At 69.2% G+C, this 15,285-nt stretch carries 14 protein-coding genes; 12 read left to right on the forward strand and 2 right to left on the reverse strand.

Annotated elements, in window-relative coordinates; genetic code table 11:
- Positions 1-2: 2 nt before the first annotated feature.
- Complete coding sequence (gene def, locus AQJ84_RS37240; RefSeq protein WP_053193697.1) at positions 3-629, reverse strand: peptide deformylase; 627 nt, start codon at positions 627-629, stop codon at positions 3-5.
- Positions 630-883: 254 nt separating this feature from the next.
- A complete protein-coding gene (locus AQJ84_RS37245) occupies positions 884-1,699 on the reverse strand; it encodes a C40 family peptidase (protein ID WP_030038774.1) in 816 nt (271 codons plus the stop codon).
- 745 nt (positions 1,700-2,444) lie between these two features.
- Between AQJ84_RS37245 and AQJ84_RS37250 the strand changes: the two genes are divergently transcribed.
- Genes AQJ84_RS37250 through nuoL form a run of 12 tightly spaced genes read left to right on the forward strand, consistent with a single transcriptional unit; the run spans position 2,445 to position 15,285 of the window.
- Positions 2,445-2,804: an NADH-quinone oxidoreductase subunit A gene (locus tag AQJ84_RS37250; protein ID WP_003992243.1), complete on the forward strand. Its 360-nt coding sequence runs from the start codon at positions 2,445-2,447 to the stop codon at positions 2,802-2,804.
- A 13-nt stretch (positions 2,805-2,817) separates the two neighbouring features.
- The gene (locus tag AQJ84_RS37255; RefSeq protein WP_018528252.1) at positions 2,818-3,372 is read left to right on the forward strand and encodes a NuoB/complex I 20 kDa subunit family protein; all 555 of its coding nucleotides are present in this window, start codon (positions 2,818-2,820) and stop codon (positions 3,370-3,372) included.
- Positions 3,369-4,124, forward strand: coding sequence for an NADH-quinone oxidoreductase subunit C (locus tag AQJ84_RS37260; RefSeq protein WP_053193694.1), 756 nt, complete (start codon positions 3,369-3,371; stop codon positions 4,122-4,124). Before AQJ84_RS37255 ends, AQJ84_RS37260 begins: the two co-directional genes overlap by 4 nt.
- Before the next feature lie 55 nt (positions 4,125-4,179).
- On the forward strand, positions 4,180-5,502 hold the full coding sequence (locus tag AQJ84_RS37265; RefSeq protein ID WP_053193690.1) for an NADH-quinone oxidoreductase subunit D: 1,323 nt from the start codon (positions 4,180-4,182) through the stop codon (positions 5,500-5,502).
- A complete protein-coding gene (gene nuoE, locus AQJ84_RS37270) occupies positions 5,499-6,371 on the forward strand; it encodes an NADH-quinone oxidoreductase subunit NuoE (protein ID WP_030038775.1) in 873 nt (290 codons plus the stop codon). Before AQJ84_RS37265 ends, nuoE begins: the two co-directional genes overlap by 4 nt.
- The gene (nuoF, locus tag AQJ84_RS37275) at positions 6,368-7,717 is read left to right on the forward strand and encodes an NADH-quinone oxidoreductase subunit NuoF (RefSeq protein WP_198536419.1); all 1,350 of its coding nucleotides are present in this window, start codon (positions 6,368-6,370) and stop codon (positions 7,715-7,717) included. The genes nuoE and nuoF overlap by 4 nt, the downstream gene beginning before the upstream one ends.
- Positions 7,714-10,218, forward strand: a complete 2,505-nt coding sequence (locus tag AQJ84_RS37280; RefSeq protein ID WP_053193688.1) for an NADH-quinone oxidoreductase subunit G — start codon at positions 7,714-7,716, stop codon at positions 10,216-10,218. The genes nuoF and AQJ84_RS37280 overlap by 4 nt, the downstream gene beginning before the upstream one ends.
- Entirely contained in the window at positions 10,215-11,579 is a 1,365-nt protein-coding gene (gene nuoH / locus AQJ84_RS37285; RefSeq protein ID WP_030038780.1) for an NADH-quinone oxidoreductase subunit NuoH, read from the forward strand. The genes AQJ84_RS37280 and nuoH overlap by 4 nt, the downstream gene beginning before the upstream one ends.
- On the forward strand, positions 11,572-12,213 hold the full coding sequence (gene nuoI, locus AQJ84_RS37290; protein ID WP_030038781.1) for an NADH-quinone oxidoreductase subunit NuoI: 642 nt from the start codon (positions 11,572-11,574) through the stop codon (positions 12,211-12,213). Before nuoH ends, nuoI begins: the two co-directional genes overlap by 8 nt.
- Positions 12,210-13,052, forward strand: coding sequence for an NADH-quinone oxidoreductase subunit J (locus AQJ84_RS37295; RefSeq protein ID WP_030038782.1), 843 nt, complete (start codon positions 12,210-12,212; stop codon positions 13,050-13,052). The genes nuoI and AQJ84_RS37295 overlap by 4 nt, the downstream gene beginning before the upstream one ends.
- A complete protein-coding gene (nuoK, locus tag AQJ84_RS37300) occupies positions 13,049-13,348 on the forward strand; it encodes an NADH-quinone oxidoreductase subunit NuoK (protein WP_004927567.1) in 300 nt (99 codons plus the stop codon). The genes AQJ84_RS37295 and nuoK overlap by 4 nt, the downstream gene beginning before the upstream one ends.
- A gap of 14 nt (positions 13,349-13,362) precedes the next feature.
- A complete protein-coding gene (gene nuoL / locus AQJ84_RS37305) occupies positions 13,363-15,285 on the forward strand; it encodes an NADH-quinone oxidoreductase subunit L (protein WP_030038783.1) in 1,923 nt (640 codons plus the stop codon).

The following is a 15,285-nucleotide window of genomic DNA, read 5'->3' on the forward strand; positions in this document are numbered from 1 at the left end:
CCTCAGCCGCTGAGCGCGGCCGTCTTGGCGGCCCGGCGCGCGAAGACCTCTTCCCGCCGGTCCGCCACCTGCCGCAGCGCGTCCTTGCGCTCCCGCTTGGAGAGCCGGTCCAGATAGACGTGCCCGTTCACATGGTCGGTCTCGTGGGCCAGGCAACGGGCGAAGTACCCGGTGCCCTCGATGACGACCGGCTCGCCGTCCTTGTCGAGCCCGCGCACCACGGCCAGGTCCGGGCGCGGTACGGCCATGGTCGCGCCGGGCACCGACAGGCAGCCCTCGCTCTCGTCGAGCAGCCGCCGCCCGGCCGGGTCGAGCTGCTCCAGCACCGGATTGACGATGTGTCCGACATGTCGGACACCGTCGTCGTCGGGGCAGTCGTAGACGAACAGCCGCAGACCGACGCCGACTTGGTTCGCCGCGAGTCCCGCGCCGTCGGCGACGTACATCGTCAGGAACATGTCGTCGATGAGCGCGGCGAGGTCGGGCCCGAACTCGGTGACGTCCCGGCACGGCTTGTGCAGGACCTCTTCACCCACCTCGGTGATTCGCCGCACCGACCCGCGCCGGGCCTCGGGCGCCAGCGGGGGATACGAGTCGACGGGCCTGCCCTGCAGGAAGACGCTCGGCATGGCTGTTTCTCCTGTTCTGTGCGGATGTGTGGGTGGCGGGCCGTCAGGCTCCGGCCTCCGGAGCCCTGCCCACCCTCCGTTACTCACGACAACAGAACACCCACAGCACTGCCAGGACCAGACCGGCCACACTCGCGGTCCGCAAAGGACAGCGGACAGCCGGAAGGGACAGCGGACAGCCGGAAGGGGCAGCGGACAGCCGGAAAGGGCCGCAGCCCCCGAGCGGCTGCGGCCCTTTCCGTGCGACTGGTGGGTCAGAGCACCCGCACCGCTCCGGTGGGCGGGTCGTACGACAGAGACTTCTCGGCGACGCCCGTGGACGGGTTCTGCGCGCCGACGAACATGCCGTCGCCGACGTAGACCGCCACGTGGTAGGCGCTGCCGGCGCTGCCCCAGTACAGGATGTCGCCCGGCTGCAGGTTGCTCAGCGAGACCTGGGTGCCGGCGGTCGACTGGTCCTGGGAGACGCGCGGCAGGCTGACGCCGATCTGGTTGAAGGCGGCCTGGACGAGGCCGGAGCAGTCCCACGAGTTGGGGCCGGTGCCGCCGGAGACGTAGGCGTCGCCGACCTGCGCCCTGACGAAGTCGATGACCGCGGCGGCCGAACCGGTGGCCGTGGACGTGCTGGTGGAGGCGCCGACGCTCGCGGAGGCCGACAGGGTGGCCCGCTCGCTGCTGCGGGTCGCGCGCTCGGCAGCGGCCTTGCGGGCGGCCTCCTCGGCGGCCTTCTTCTTCGCCTCGGCCTTCTTCTTGGCCTCGGCGAGGTCCGCCTTGGCCTGCTTCGCGGCCTTTGCGGCGGCCGCGTCACGCTCGGCCTGCAGCTGGTAGTTCGCCGCAGCCTGCTGTGTGGCGTCGGCGGACTCGGCGGCGACCTGGGTGCTGCCCAGGTCGGCCGTCAGGGTGGGCAGTTCGAGGGTCTGCGTCACCGGCTCGGCGGCGTTGGCCGCGCCGGACGCCCCGGCAACTGCCAGGGTGCTGAGGACGCCACCGGCAACTCCGGCCCGCATCGCGATTTTCGACGCGCTGCGGCGGGGTTTCCGGTGGCTGCGTATGTGAGCGGTGTGGGACATGAGAACAACCGGTATCAGGGGCTCCTCCATACCTTCAAGAAACGTGTGGTGCGCCACAGTTGTTCAATCGGCGTCCGAACCCGAGGCGTGGCGCTCCTTATTGACGCCGTAACGGACATTGCGGGCGCGGGTCGCCAAGCCTGTGATCATGGGTTTTCGTTGTTACGCCCGAATTGCCCGCGACCTACCACTGGTTGGGACCGGTGGCCAACCCCCGTTCTCGGGGACCTCTCGTGGGTGTGGCGGAGGTCACGCAACGGTTACGAGTCCGGTCGCGTCCGGCGCCCGGAATCCGTCGCGCCGCGCTCGTGAATGTGTGCACGCGTCCACACCGTGCATCACGGCTCCCCCTGATGTGTGAACGCGGTCCTCTACCAAGCCGTCCCGTCCAGCACCAATTTGCATGCAGAGGAAGTCTCTTGATATGGAGACTCCCCTCGCGACCTGCGTCGACGAGCGAAAATGTCACCTCTGGTGATCACTCGGACGCTTCTCGTACGAAGATCGACACTCATCCGACTTCATGATCCTTCGTCAGGTGGTGGAGATCACAAAGCTTGTGCAATACCCCGTGTCGCAGATCACAGACCGGCAGGCATAGGATGCGGGTCAGTTGGGCTTGTGACCTGCTTCACATGTTCGCGATCTTCGCCGGGACGAGCGGGGCTCGTGGGGCGTGTGGGGCGGAAGTGAGTCCGATGTGCCATCGCCAGCAGTCAGTGCCGACTGAGAGGAGCGAGGAGCGGTGAACGCGTATGCGCCCATCCTCGTACTGGGAGCCCTCGGGGCAGGCTTTGCGATCTTCTCCGTGGTCATGGCCACGCTGATCGGTCCGAAGCGGTACAACCGGGCCAAGCTCGAGGCCTACGAGTGCGGAATCGAGCCGACCCCCACGCCGGCCGGCGGCGGGCGCTTCCCCATCAAGTACTACCTGACGGCGATGCTCTTCATCGTCTTCGACATCGAGATCGTCTTCCTCTACCCCTGGGCCGTCACCTTCGACGCCCTGGGGATCTTCGGGCTCGTGGAGATGCTGCTCTTCGTGCTCACCGTCTTCGTCGCGTACGCGTACGTATGGCGGCGCGGCGGCCTGGAATGGGACTGAGGGGCCTTTAGACATGGGACTCGAAGAAAAACTGCCGAGCGGCTTCCTGCTGACCACCGTCGAGCAGGCCGCGGGCTGGGTGCGCAAGTCGTCCGTCTTCCCCGCCACCTTCGGCCTGGCCTGCTGCGCCATCGAGATGATGACCACCGGCGCCGGCCGCTACGACCTGGCGCGCTTCGGCATGGAGGTCTTCCGCGGCTCACCGCGGCAGGCCGACCTGATGATCGTCGCCGGCCGGGTCAGCCAGAAGATGGCGCCGGTGCTTAGGCAGGTCTACGACCAGATGCCGAACCCGAAGTGGGTGATCTCCATGGGGGTCTGCGCCTCCTCGGGCGGCATGTTCAACAACTACGCCATCGTCCAGGGCGTCGACCACATCGTTCCGGTCGACATCTATCTCCCGGGCTGCCCGCCGCGGCCCGAGATGCTGATGGACGCCATCCTCAAGCTCCACCAGAAGATCCAGTCCTCCAAGCTCGGCGTGAACGCCGAGGAGGCGGCCCGGGAGGCGGAGGAAGCGGCGCTCAAGGCCCTGCCCACGATCGAGATGAAGGGGCTGCTGCGGTGAGCGACGCGAACGGCACCAACGGCGCGCCGAACGGGGTGAACCCCGAAAAGGCCCTCGGCGCCGACAACCTCCCCGGCCAGCGCGGCGACGGCGGCGAGGAGATCCGCGTCCAGCGCGGCATGTTCGGCGCCAACAACGGCGGCGACACCTCCGGCTACGGCGGCCTGGTCCGCTCGGTCCGGCTCCCCGGACCGGCGAGCCGGCCCTACGGCGGCTGGTTCGACGAGGTCGCCGACGAGCTGGAGGGAGCGCTGGAGGAGCAGGGACTCCTGCCCGACAACGCCATCGAGAAGACGGTCGTGGACCGGGACGAGCTCACCTTCCACATCGAGCGCGAGCACCTGCTGCGCGTCGCCCGCACCCTGCGCGACGACCCGGCCCTGCGCTTCGAGCTCTGCACCGGCGTGAGCGGGGTCCACTACCCGCACGACAAGGGCCGCGAGCTGCACGCCGTCTACCACCTGCGCTCGATCACCCACAACCGGCTGATCCGCCTGGAGGTCAGCGCTCCGGACACCGACCGGCACATCCCGTCGCTGGTCGCCGTGTATCCGACCAACGACTGGCACGAGCGCGAGACCTACGACTTCTTCGGCATCGTCTTCGACGGTCACCCGGCCCTGACGCGGATCATGATGCCGGACGACTGGCAGGGACATCCGCAGCGCAAGGACTACCCCCTCGGCGGCATCCCCGTCGAGTACAAGGGCGCCCAGATCCCGGCTCCGGACCAGCGGAGGTCGTACTCGTGAGCGCCCACCCGTCGCCCGGCCACCACCCCTCAACGACTCCCTTCGGGAGGCTGTGATGACTGCATCCGCCGCTTCGGCGCGCGAGACCACCGAGGGCACCGTCTACACGGTCACCGGCGGCGACTGGGACGAGGTCGTCCAGTCCGCTGCCCGCGCCGACGACGAGCGCATCGTCGTCAACATGGGCCCCCAGCACCCCTCCACCCACGGAGTGCTCCGCCTCATCCTGGAGATCGACGGCGAGACGGTCACCGAGGCCCGCTGCGGCATCGGCTACCTCCACACCGGCATCGAGAAGAACACCGAGTTCCGCACGTGGACGCAGGGCACCACGTTCGTGACGCGCATGGACTACCTGACGTCCTTCTTCAACGAGACCGCCTACTGTCTCGCCGTCGAGAAGCTCCTCGGCATCGAGGACCAGATCCCCGACCGCGCCACCCTCATCCGGGTGCTCCTGATGGAGCTGAACCGGCTGTCCTCGCACCTGGTGTGCATCGCCACCGGCGGCATGGAACTCGGCGCCACCACGATCATGATCTACGGATTCCGTGATCGTGAAATGATTCTCGACATCTACGAGCTCATCACGGGCCTCAGGATGAACCACGCGTACATCCGCCCCGGCGGCCTCGCGCAGGACCTGCCGCCCGGCGCGGTGGACCACATCCGCGAGTTCGTGAAGAAGATGAAGAAGAACCTCCCGGAGTACGACAAGCTCGCCACCGGGAACCCCATCTTCAAGGCCCGCATGCAGGACGTCGGCTATCTCGACCTGGCCGGCTGCATGGCCCTCGGCGCCACCGGCCCGATCCTGCGCTCCACCGGCCTGCCGCACGACCTGCGCAAGTCGCAGCCGTACTGCGGCTACGAGACGTTCGACTTCGACGTCCCCACCGCCGACACCTGCGACTCCTACGGCCGCTTCCTGATCCGGCTGGAGGAGATGCGCCAGTCCCTCAGGATCGTCGAGCAGTGCCTGGACCGGCTGCAGCCCGGCCCGGTCATGGTCGCCGACAAGAAGATCGCCTGGCCCGCCCAGCTCGCCCTGGGCCCCGACGGCCTGGGCAACTCCCTCGACCACATCAAGAAGATCATGGGCACCTCCATGGAGGCCCTGATCCACCACTTCAAGCTGGTCACCGAGGGCTTCCGCGTGCCGCCGGGACAGGTGTACGCGGCCGTCGAGTCGCCCAAGGGCGAGCTCGGGGTGCACGCCGTCTCCGACGGAGGCACCCGCCCCTACCGGGTCCACTTCCGGGACCCGTCCTTCACCAACCTGCAGGCCATGGCGGCGATGTGCGAGGGCGGCCAGGTCGCCGACGTCATCGTCGCCGTCGCGTCCATCGACCCCGTGATGGGAGGCGTCGACCGGTGACCACCTCATCTTCCGAGCGGGGCGTCAGCCTGGGCATGCCCCAGCTGCCCGCGCCCGCCTACCCGGACGACGTCCGAGCCCGGCTGGAGACGGACGCGCGCGAGATCATCGCCCGCTACCCCGACTCCCGCTCGGCCCTGCTGCCGTTGCTGCACCTCGTGCAGTCGCAGGAGGGCCATGTCACGCGCACCGGGATGCAGTTCTGCGCGGACGTACTCGGCCTGACCACGGCCGAGGTCACCGCGGTGGCCACCTTCTACACCATGTACCGGCGCCGGCCGAGCGGCGACTACCAGGTCGGCGTCTGCACCAACACCCTGTGCGCGGTGATGGGCGGCGACGCGATCTTCGAGTCCCTCCAGGAGCACCTGGGTGTCGGCAACGGCGGGACCACCGAGGACGGCAAGGTCACCCTGGAGCACATCGAGTGCAACGCGGCCTGCGACTTCGCGCCGGTGGTGATGGTCAACTGGGAGTTCTTCGACAACCAGACCCCCCAGAGCGCCAAGGACCTCGTCGACGACCTGCGCGCGGGACGGCCGGTCGAGCCCACGCGCGGGGCACCGCTGTGCACCTTCAAGGAGACCGCCCGGATCCTGGCCGGGTTCCCCGACGAGCGGCCCGGGGCCGTCGAGGCGAGCGGCGGAGCGGGACCCGCTTCGCTGGTGGGCCTTCGCCTGGCAAGGGGAGAGGCCGCACCCGCGCGCGTGGTCCATCCGCGCGACGGCGGTCCGCACGACGAGCCGCAGGACAAGGCGGCGCACCACCCGTCACCGAAGGAACACCTGAGCTCGCACGACGCGCCGCAGGACACGTCGGCCTCCGACCCGGCCCACCCGGCAGGGCCTACCGCCGAGGAGGGGGAGTGATGACCTTGGCACCCGAGATCAAAGACACCAGCCCCGAGAAGCTGCTCGCACCCGTGCTGTCGTCCTTCTGGGACGAGGACAGGTCCTGGACGCTGGACGTCTACCGAAGGCACGAAGGGTACGAGGGGCTCCGCAAGGCGCTCGCCATGTCTCCGGACGACCTGATCGCCTACGTCAAGGACTCCGGACTGCGCGGCCGCGGTGGTGCGGGATTCCCCACCGGGATGAAGTGGCAGTTCATTCCGCAGGGGGATGGAAAGCCGCACTATCTAGTTGTCAACGCCGACGAGTCGGAGCCCGGAACGTGCAAGGACATTCCGCTCCTCTTCGCGAACCCGCACAGCCTCATCGAGGGCATTGTCATCGCGTGTTATGCCATCAGGTCTTCGCATGCCTTCATCTATCTGCGTGGTGAGGTCGTCCCGGTGCTGCGGCGGTTGCACGAGGCCGTGCGTGAGGCCTACGCGGCGGGCTACCTCGGCGAGAACGTCCTGGGCAGCGGGCTCGACCTCCAGCTCACCGTGCACGCGGGCGCGGGCGCGTACATCTGTGGTGAGGAGACCGCACTGCTCGACTCGCTCGAAGGCCGCCGGGGTCAACCGCGGCTCCGCCCCCCTTTCCCTGCGGTCGCGGGCCTCTACGCGTGCCCGACTGTTGTGAACAACGTCGAGTCGATCGCGTCGGTTCCCGCGATTCTCCACAAGGGAAAAGACTGGTTCAGGTCGATGGGCAGCGAGAAGTCCCCGGGCTTCACGCTCTACTCCCTCAGCGGACATGTCGCCAGCCCCGGCCAGTACGAGGCCCCGCTCGGCATCACCCTGCGCCAACTCCTCGAGATGAGCGGCGGGATGCGGCCGGGCCACCGGCTCAAGTTCTGGACACCGGGCGGTTCCTCGACGCCGATGTTCACCGAGGAGCACCTCGACGTCCCTCTCGACTACGAAGGAGTGGGCGCCGCGGGTTCCATGCTCGGCACGAAGGCTCTGCAGTGCTTCGACGAGACGACCTGCGTCGTGCGTGCCGTGACCCGCTGGACCGAGTTCTACGCCCACGAGTCCTGCGGCAAGTGCACGCCGTGCCGCGAGGGCACGTACTGGCTCGTGCAGCTGCTGCGTGACATCGAGGCCGGCAAGGGCGTCATGTCCGACCTCGACAAGCTGAACGACATCGCCGACAACATCAACGGCAAGTCCTTCTGCGCCCTCGGCGACGGCGCCGCCTCGCCGATCTTCTCCTCGCTCAAGTACTTCCGCGAGGAGTACGAGCAGCACATCACGGGCCGCGGCTGCCCCTTCGACCCGGCCAAGTCGACGGCCTGGGCAGACCGCACGGAGGTGAACGCATGACTGTGACCACCAGCGCTCCCTCGGGCGGGGGAGAGGCGGCACTCCCGCCGGAGGACCTCGTCTCGCTGACGATCGACGGCGCCGAGATCAGCGTGCCCAAGGGCACCCTGGTCATCCGGGCCGCCGAGCAACTCGGCATCGAGATCCCCCGGTTCTGCGACCACCCCCTCCTCGACCCGGCCGGCGCCTGCCGCCAGTGCATCGTCGAGGTCGAGGGCCAGCGCAAGCCCATGGCGTCGTGCACCATCACCTGCACCGACGGGATGGTGGTGAAGACCCACCTCACCTCGCCGGTCGCCGAGAAGGCCCAGCACGGTGTGATGGAGCTGCTCCTCATCAACCACCCGCTGGACTGCCCGGTCTGCGACAAGGGAGGCGAGTGCCCCCTGCAGAACCAGGCCATGTCGCACGGCCAGGCCGAGTCCCGCTTCGAGGGAAAGAAGCGGACGTACGAGAAGCCGGTGCCGATCTCCACACAGGTACTGCTCGACCGCGAGCGGTGCGTGCTGTGCGCCCGGTGCACCCGGTTCTCCAACCAGGTCGCGGGCGACCCGATGATCGAGCTGATCGAGCGGGGCGCGCTCCAGCAGGTCGGAACCGGCGAGGGCGACCCCTTCGAGTCGTACTTCTCCGGCAACACCATCCAGATCTGCCCGGTGGGCGCGCTGACCTCGGCGGCGTACCGATTCCGCTCCCGTCCCTTCGACCTGGTGTCCTCGCCCTCCGTGTGCGAGCACTGCTCCGGCGGCTGCGCGACGCGCACCGACCACCGGCGCGGCAAGGTCATGCGGCGGCTCGCGGCGAACGACCCCGAGGTCAACGAGGAGTGGATCTGCGACAAGGGGCGCTTCGCGTTCCGGTACGCGCAGCAGCGGGACCGGCTGCAGACGCCGCTGGTACGCAACCCCGAGGGCGAGCTCGTGCCGGCCTCCTGGCCGGAGGCCCTGCAGATCGCCGCGCAGGGGCTGCTCGCCTCGCGGAGCAGGACCGGTGTCCTGACCGGCGGCCGGCTGACCGTCGAGGACGCCTACGCGTACAGCAAGTTCGCGCGGGTGGCGCTCGACACCAACGACATCGACTTCCGGGCGCGCGTGCACAGCGGTGAGGAGGCCGACTTCCTGGCCGCCCAGGTCGCCGGACGCGGACGGGACCTCGACGGTACGGGCGTCACCTACAGCGCTCTGGAGAAGGCACCCGCCGTTCTCCTGGTCGGGTTCGAGGCCGAGGAGGAGGCGCCCGGCGTCTTCCTGCGGCTGCGCAAGGCCTGGCGCAAGCACGGCCAGAGGGTGTTCTCCCTGGCCACGCACGCCACGCGTGGCCTGGAGAAGGCGGGCGGCACACTGCTGCCGGCCGCTCCCGGCACCGAGACCGAGTGGCTGGACGCGCTCGCGGCCGGGGTCGGCCTGGAGGAGGACGGCGCGAAGGCCTCGGAGGCGCTGCGCGCCGAGGGCGCGGTGATCGTCGTCGGCGAACGGCTGGCCGCCGTGGCCGGCGGGCTCACCGCCGCCGTACGGGCCGCGTCCGCGACCGGCGCGCGGCTGGTGTGGATCCCGCGCCGGTCCGGGGAGCGCGGCGCCGTCGAGGCGGGTGCGCTGCCCTCGCTGCTGCCGGGCGGGCGCCCGGCCACCGACCCGCGCGCGCGGGACGAGGTCGCCGCCGCCTGGGGCCTGGCCGAACTCCCGCACCGCTACGGCCGCGACACCGGCCAGATCGTCGAGGCCGCCGCGGGCGGCGAACTCCAGGCGCTGCTGGTCGCGGGCGTCGAGGTCGCCGACCTGCCGGATCCGGCACGCACGCGTGAGGCGCTGCGTGAGGTCGGCTTCCTGGTGTCGCTGGAACTGCGGCCCAGCGAGGTCACCGAACTCGCGGACGTCGTCCTGCCGGTGGCCGCGGTCGCCGAGAAGGCCGGCACCTTCCTCAACTGGGAGGGCCGGGTGCGCTTCTTCGAGACCGCGCTCAAGCCCGACCAGATGACCCGTCGCCTGGCGCCCACCGACGCGCGCGTGCTGCAGATGCTGGCCGACGCCATGGACGTACACCTGGGGCTGCCGGATCTGCGGACCGCGCGCGCGGAGCTGGACCGGCTCGGCGCCTGGGACGGGCCGCGGGCCACCGAGCCCCTGGAGACCGCCGCCCAACTGCCGCGGCCGGCCGCCGGGGAGGCCGTACTGGCCGGCCACCGGCTGCTGCTCGACCAGGGCCGTCTCCAGGAGGGCGACGAGGCGCTCGCCGGGACCCGGCACGCCGCCCACGCGCGCGTGTCGCCCGCCACGGCGGCCGAAGCCGGCGTCAAGGACGGCGACCTGCTCGCCGTGACCGGCACCGCCGGAACGGTCGAACTTCCCCTCCGGATCGCCGAGATGCCCGACCGGGTGGTCTGGCTTCCGCTGAACTCCGTGGGCGGGGGCGTCGCCTCCGACACCGGGGCACGGCCCGGCTCGCTCGTCCGCATCGGCCCGGCGACGCTCGCCGCCGAAGCCACCGAGGAGGTGGAGGCATGAGCCCGTACCTCGCCGCAGAAGACCTCTCGATGTTCGGCACCGACCCCTGGTGGCTGGTCCTCATCAAGGCGGTGTTCTGCTTCGCCTTCCTGATGCTGACCGTGCTGTTCTCCATCGTCTGGGAGCGCAAGGTCGTCGCCTGGATGCAGCTGCGCATCGGCCCCAACCGGCACGGCCCCTGGGGCATGCTCCAGTCGCTCGCCGACGGCATGAAGCTGATGCTCAAGGAAGACGTCATCGTCAAGCGCGCGGACAAGGTGGTCTACGTCCTCGCGCCGATCATCGCGGCCATCCCGGCCTTCATGGCGATCGCGGTGATCCCCTTCGGTCCGGCCGGCAACGAGATCTCGATCTTCGGCCACCGCACCGCGATGCAGCTCACCGACCTGCCGATCGCGATGCTCTACATCCTCGCGGTCGCCTCGGTCGGCATCTACGGCATCGTGCTGGCGGGCTGGAGCTCCGGCTCCACGTACCCGCTCCTCGGCGGCCTGCGCTCCTGCGCGCAGATGATCTCGTACGAGATCGCCATGGGCGCCGCGTTCGCCTCGGTGTTCCTCTACTCGGGGTCGATGTCGACCTCGACCATCGTGGAACAGCAGCACGACCGCTGGTACATCATCCTGCTGCCGGTCTCCTTCGTGATCTACATCGTGACGATGGTGGGCGAGACCAACCGCGCCCCCTTCGACATGCCGGAGTCCGAGGGTGACCTGGTCGGCGGCTTCAACACCGAGTACTCGTCGATCAAGTTCGCGATGTTCATGCTCGCCGAGTACGTGAACATGGTGACGGTCTCGGCCGTGTCGGTGACGCTCTTCCTGGGCGGCTGGCGGGCCCCGTGGCCGGTCAGCACCTTCTGGGAGGGCGCCAACCACGGCTGGTGGCCGCTGCTCTGGTTCGTGATCAAGGTGCAGCTGCTGCTGTTCTTCTTCATCTGGCTGCGCGGCACGCTGCCCCGAGTCCGCTACGACCAGCTGATGAAGCTCGGCTGGAAGGTCCTGATCCCGGTCTCGCTGGTCTGGCTGATGCTCGTCGCCACCGTGCGGACCCTCAGGAACGAGAACTACGACTTCGCCGACATCGCCCTCTACATCGGCGGCGGCGTCCTCGCCCTGCTGCTGCTCTCCTTCGTCGTCGACATGTTCCGCGAGAAGACGAAGGCGGCCGAGCGGCCGGTCGAGGAACCGGCCGGCTTCGACCCGATGGCGGGCGGGTTCCCCGTACCGCCGCTGCCGGGACAGGAGCTTGCTCCGGTGCCGCGGCGCCGCTCCCGCCGCGAGCGGGAGTTGATTGTCAGTGGTGGACCGGATACTGCGAGTGACGGATCTTCGGATGGAAAGGAGGCGTCCGATGGCTGAGGAGCCCAAGGAGACCGCACCCGGTTTCCAGAATCCCGTGGCCGGCTTCGGCGTGACCTTCAAGGCCATGTTCAAGAAGCGGCTGACCGAGCAGTACCCGGAGCAGCAGAAGACCACTGCCCCGCGGTTCCACGGACGGCACCAGCTCAACCGCCATCCGGACGGCCTGGAGAAGTGCGTCGGCTGCGAGCTGTGCGCCTGGGCCTGCCCCGCCGACGCCATCTACGTGGAGGGCGCCGACAACACGGACGAGGAGCGCTACTCGCCGGGTGAGCGGTACGGCCGCGTCTACCAGATCAACTACGCCCGCTGCATCCTGTGCGGCCTGTGCATCGAGGCGTGCCCCACGCGGGCGCTCACGATGACCAACGAGTTCGAGCTGGCGGACAGCAGCCGCGCCAACCTCATCTACACCAAGGAGCAGCTGCTCGCCGGCCTCGACGAGGGCATGGTCGACAGCCCGCACGCCATCTACCCCGGGACCGACGAGCAGGACTACTACCGGGGCCTGGTGACGGAGGCCGCGCCCGGCACCGAACAGCAGGTGGCTCTCTCCAAGGGCGAGGTCCCGCAGGAGGCCGCCTCGACCTTCGGCGAGGACGAGCCGACGACCGGGAAGGTGGTGGGCCGATGAGCGCGCAGCTCGCCGCCTACTCCACCTCCACCGGAGAGGCCTTCCAGTTCTGGATCCTCGGCACCGTCGCCGTGATCGGCGCCCTGTGCACCGTCTTCATGAGGCGGGCCGTGCACAGCGCGCTCTGCCTCGCCGGCACCATGATCATCCTGGCGGTGTTCTACCTCGCCAACGGCGCCTACTTCCTGGGCGTCGTCCAGATCGTCGTCTACACCGGCGCGATCATGATGCTGTTCCTGTTCGTGGTGATGCTCGTCGGCGTCACCGCGGCGGACTCCCTGAAGGAGACCATCAGGGGGCAGCGCTGGCTGGCCCTGCTCTGCGGCCTCGGCTTCGGCATCCTCCTGGTCGCGGGCATCGGCAACGCCTCCCTCACGGAGTTCAACGGCCTCGCCCAGGCCAACGCGAACGGCAACGTGGAGGGCCTCGCCGCCCTCATCTTCACGAAGTACGTCTTCGCCTTCGAGATCACCGGCGCCCTGCTGATCACGGCCGCCGTCGGCGCCATGGTGCTCACCCACCGCGAGCGCACCGAGCGCGCCAAGACCCAGCGCGAGCTGGCGGAGGAGCGTGTGCGCGAGGGCAAGCACCTGCCGCCGCTGCCGGCACCCGGTGTCTACGCCCGGCACAACGCGGTGGACATCGCGGGCCTGCTGCCCGACGGCACGCCGTCCGACCTCACCGTCAGCAAGACGCTGCGGGACCGCGGTCAGATCCGTGACGTGTCCCAGGAGGCGCTGAACGACCTGCGGGCCCTGGAGCAGCGCGCCGAGGACCGCCTCGAGCGCTCCGCGGTCGAGCCCGTGAACCGCAAGCGGGCCGAGGAGGCGTCGAAGTGAACCCCGTCAACTACCTCTATCTCGCGGCCCTGTTGTTCACGATCGGCGCCACCGGCGTGCTGATCAGGCGCAACGCGATCGTGGTCTTCATGTGTGTCGAGCTGATGCTCAACGCCTGCAACCTCGCCTTCGTCGCCTTCTCCCGGATGCACGGCAACCTCGACGGCCAGATCATCGCCTTCTTCACGATGGTCGTCGCCGCCGCGGAGGTCGTGGTCGGGCTCGCGATCATCGTGTCGCTGTTCCGTTCCCGCCACTCGGCCTCGGTCGACGACGCCAGCCTGATGAAGCTGTAAGGGGTCGCTGAACCGTGACTAACGCTGAGAACCTGATTGCGCTGCTGGTGGCGGCGCCTCTGCTCGGAGCGGTCGTACTGCTGTGCGGCGGCCGGCGGCTCGACGCCGTCGGCCACTGGATCGGCACCGCCCTCGCCGCCGTCTCCTTCGTGGTCGGCGTCGTCCTCTTCGCCGACCTGCTCGGCATGGACGCCGAGCACCGGACGCTGACCCAGCACCTGTTCAGCTGGGTGCCGGTGGAGGGCTTCCAGGCCGACGTGGCCTTCCGCGTCGACCAGCTGTCGATGACGTTCGTGCTGCTCATCACCGGCGTCGGCTCGCTGATCCACCTGTACTCCGTCGGGTACATGGAGCACGACGAGCGCCGCCGCCGCTTCTTCGGCTACCTGAACCTGTTCCTCGCGGCGATGCTGCTGCTCGTCCTCGCCGACAACTACCTCCTGCTGTACGTCGGCTGGGAGGGCGTCGGTCTCGCCTCGTACCTGCTGATCGGCTTCTGGCAGCACAAGCCCAGCGCCGCCACCGCCGCGAAGAAGGCCTTCCTGGTCAACCGCGTCGGCGACGTCGGCCTGTCGATCGCGATCATGCTGATGTTCACGACGTTCGGGACCTTCGCCTTCGGCCCGGTGCTCGGCACCCTGGAGGAGCCCGGGCTCGTCGGAGGGGCCAGTGAGGCCACGCTCACCGGCATCGCCCTGATGCTGCTGCTCGCCGCCTGCGGCAAGTCCGCCCAGGTGCCGCTGCAGTCCTGGCTCGGGGACGCGATGGAGGGCCCGACCCCGGTCTCCGCCCTCATCCACGCCGCGACGATGGTGACGGCGGGCGTGTACCTGATCGTCCGCTCCGGGGCCATCTTCAACGCCGCGCCGGACGCGCAGCTGGTCGTCACCATCGTCGGCGCCGTCACGCTCCTGTTCGGTGCGATCGTCGGTTGCGCGAAGGACGACATCAAGAAGGCGCTGGCCGGATCGACCATGTCGCAGATCGGCTACATGGTCCTCGCCGCGGGCCTGGGCCCCATCGGCTACGTCTTCGCGATCATGCACCTGGTGACGCACGGCTTCTTCAAGGCCGGGCTGTTCCTCGGCGCCGGTTCGGTCATGCACGGCATGAACGACGAGGTCGACATGCGCAAGTACGGCGGCCTTCGCACGTACATGCCGGTCACCTTCGTCACCTTCGGCCTCGGCTACCTCGCCATCATCGGCTTCCCGGGCCTGTCCGGCTTCTTCTCCAAGGACAAGATCATCGAGGCGGCGTTCGCCAAGGGCGGCACCGAGGGCTGGATCCTGGGCGGCTGCGCCCTGCTCGGCGCGGCCATCACCGCGTTCTACATGACGCGCGTGATGCTGATGACGTTCTTCGGCGAGAAGCGCTGGCAGCCGGACGCCGAAGGCCACGAGCCGCACCCGCACGAGTCGCCCAGGTCCATGACGATCCCGATGATCGTGCTGGCCTTCGGATCGGTCTTCGGCGGCGCGTTCTTCAGCATCGGCGACCGCTTCCTGCACTGGCTTGAGCCCGTCACCGGCCACGACCACGGGCACGCCCCGGTCAGCGCGCTGACGGTCACCCTCGCCACGATGGTCGTGCTCGTGATCGGCGTCGCCGTGGCGTACCTCCAGTACGGGCGCCGTCCGGTCCCGGTCGTCGCCCCGCGCGGGTCGCTGCTCACCCGGGCAGCCCGGCGCGACCTGCTCCAGGACGACTTCAACCACGTCGTCCTGGTCCGCGGCGGAGAGCACCTCACGCGCTCCCTGGTCTACGTCGACCACACCCTGGTCGACGGTGTCGTCAACGGCACGGCGGCCTCGGTCGGCGGCCTCTCCGGGCGGATGCGCAAGCTGCAGAACGGCTTCGCGCGGTCGTACGCGGTCTCGATGTTCGGCGGTGCGGCGATCCTCGTCGCCGCGACCCTGCTGATGAGGGCGGTCTGA

This window comes from Streptomyces resistomycificus (assembly GCF_001514265.1).
In the GTDB taxonomy this organism is placed as follows: Bacteria; Actinomycetota; Actinomycetes; order Streptomycetales; family Streptomycetaceae; genus Streptomyces; species Streptomyces resistomycificus.

What these genes read in the sequence shown, in the direction of transcription:
- def (WP_053193697.1), bottom strand. Translation starts at nt 629, where the DNA reads ATGCCGAGCGTCTTCCTGCAGGGCAGGCCCGTCGACTCGTATCCCCCG.
- AQJ84_RS37245 (WP_030038774.1), bottom strand. Translation starts at nt 1,699, where the DNA reads ATGTCCCACACCGCTCACATACGCAGCCACCGGAAACCCCGCCGCAGC.
- AQJ84_RS37255 (WP_018528252.1), top strand. Translation starts at nt 2,818, where the DNA reads ATGGGACTCGAAGAAAAACTGCCGAGCGGCTTCCTGCTGACCACCGTC.
- AQJ84_RS37265 (WP_053193690.1), top strand. Translation starts at nt 4,180, where the DNA reads ATGACTGCATCCGCCGCTTCGGCGCGCGAGACCACCGAGGGCACCGTC.
- AQJ84_RS37280 (WP_053193688.1), top strand. Translation starts at nt 7,714, where the DNA reads ATGACTGTGACCACCAGCGCTCCCTCGGGCGGGGGAGAGGCGGCACTC.
- nuoH (WP_030038780.1), top strand. Translation starts at nt 10,215, where the DNA reads ATGAGCCCGTACCTCGCCGCAGAAGACCTCTCGATGTTCGGCACCGAC.
- nuoI (WP_030038781.1), top strand. Translation starts at nt 11,572, where the DNA reads ATGGCTGAGGAGCCCAAGGAGACCGCACCCGGTTTCCAGAATCCCGTG.
- AQJ84_RS37295 (WP_030038782.1), top strand. Translation starts at nt 12,210, where the DNA reads ATGAGCGCGCAGCTCGCCGCCTACTCCACCTCCACCGGAGAGGCCTTC.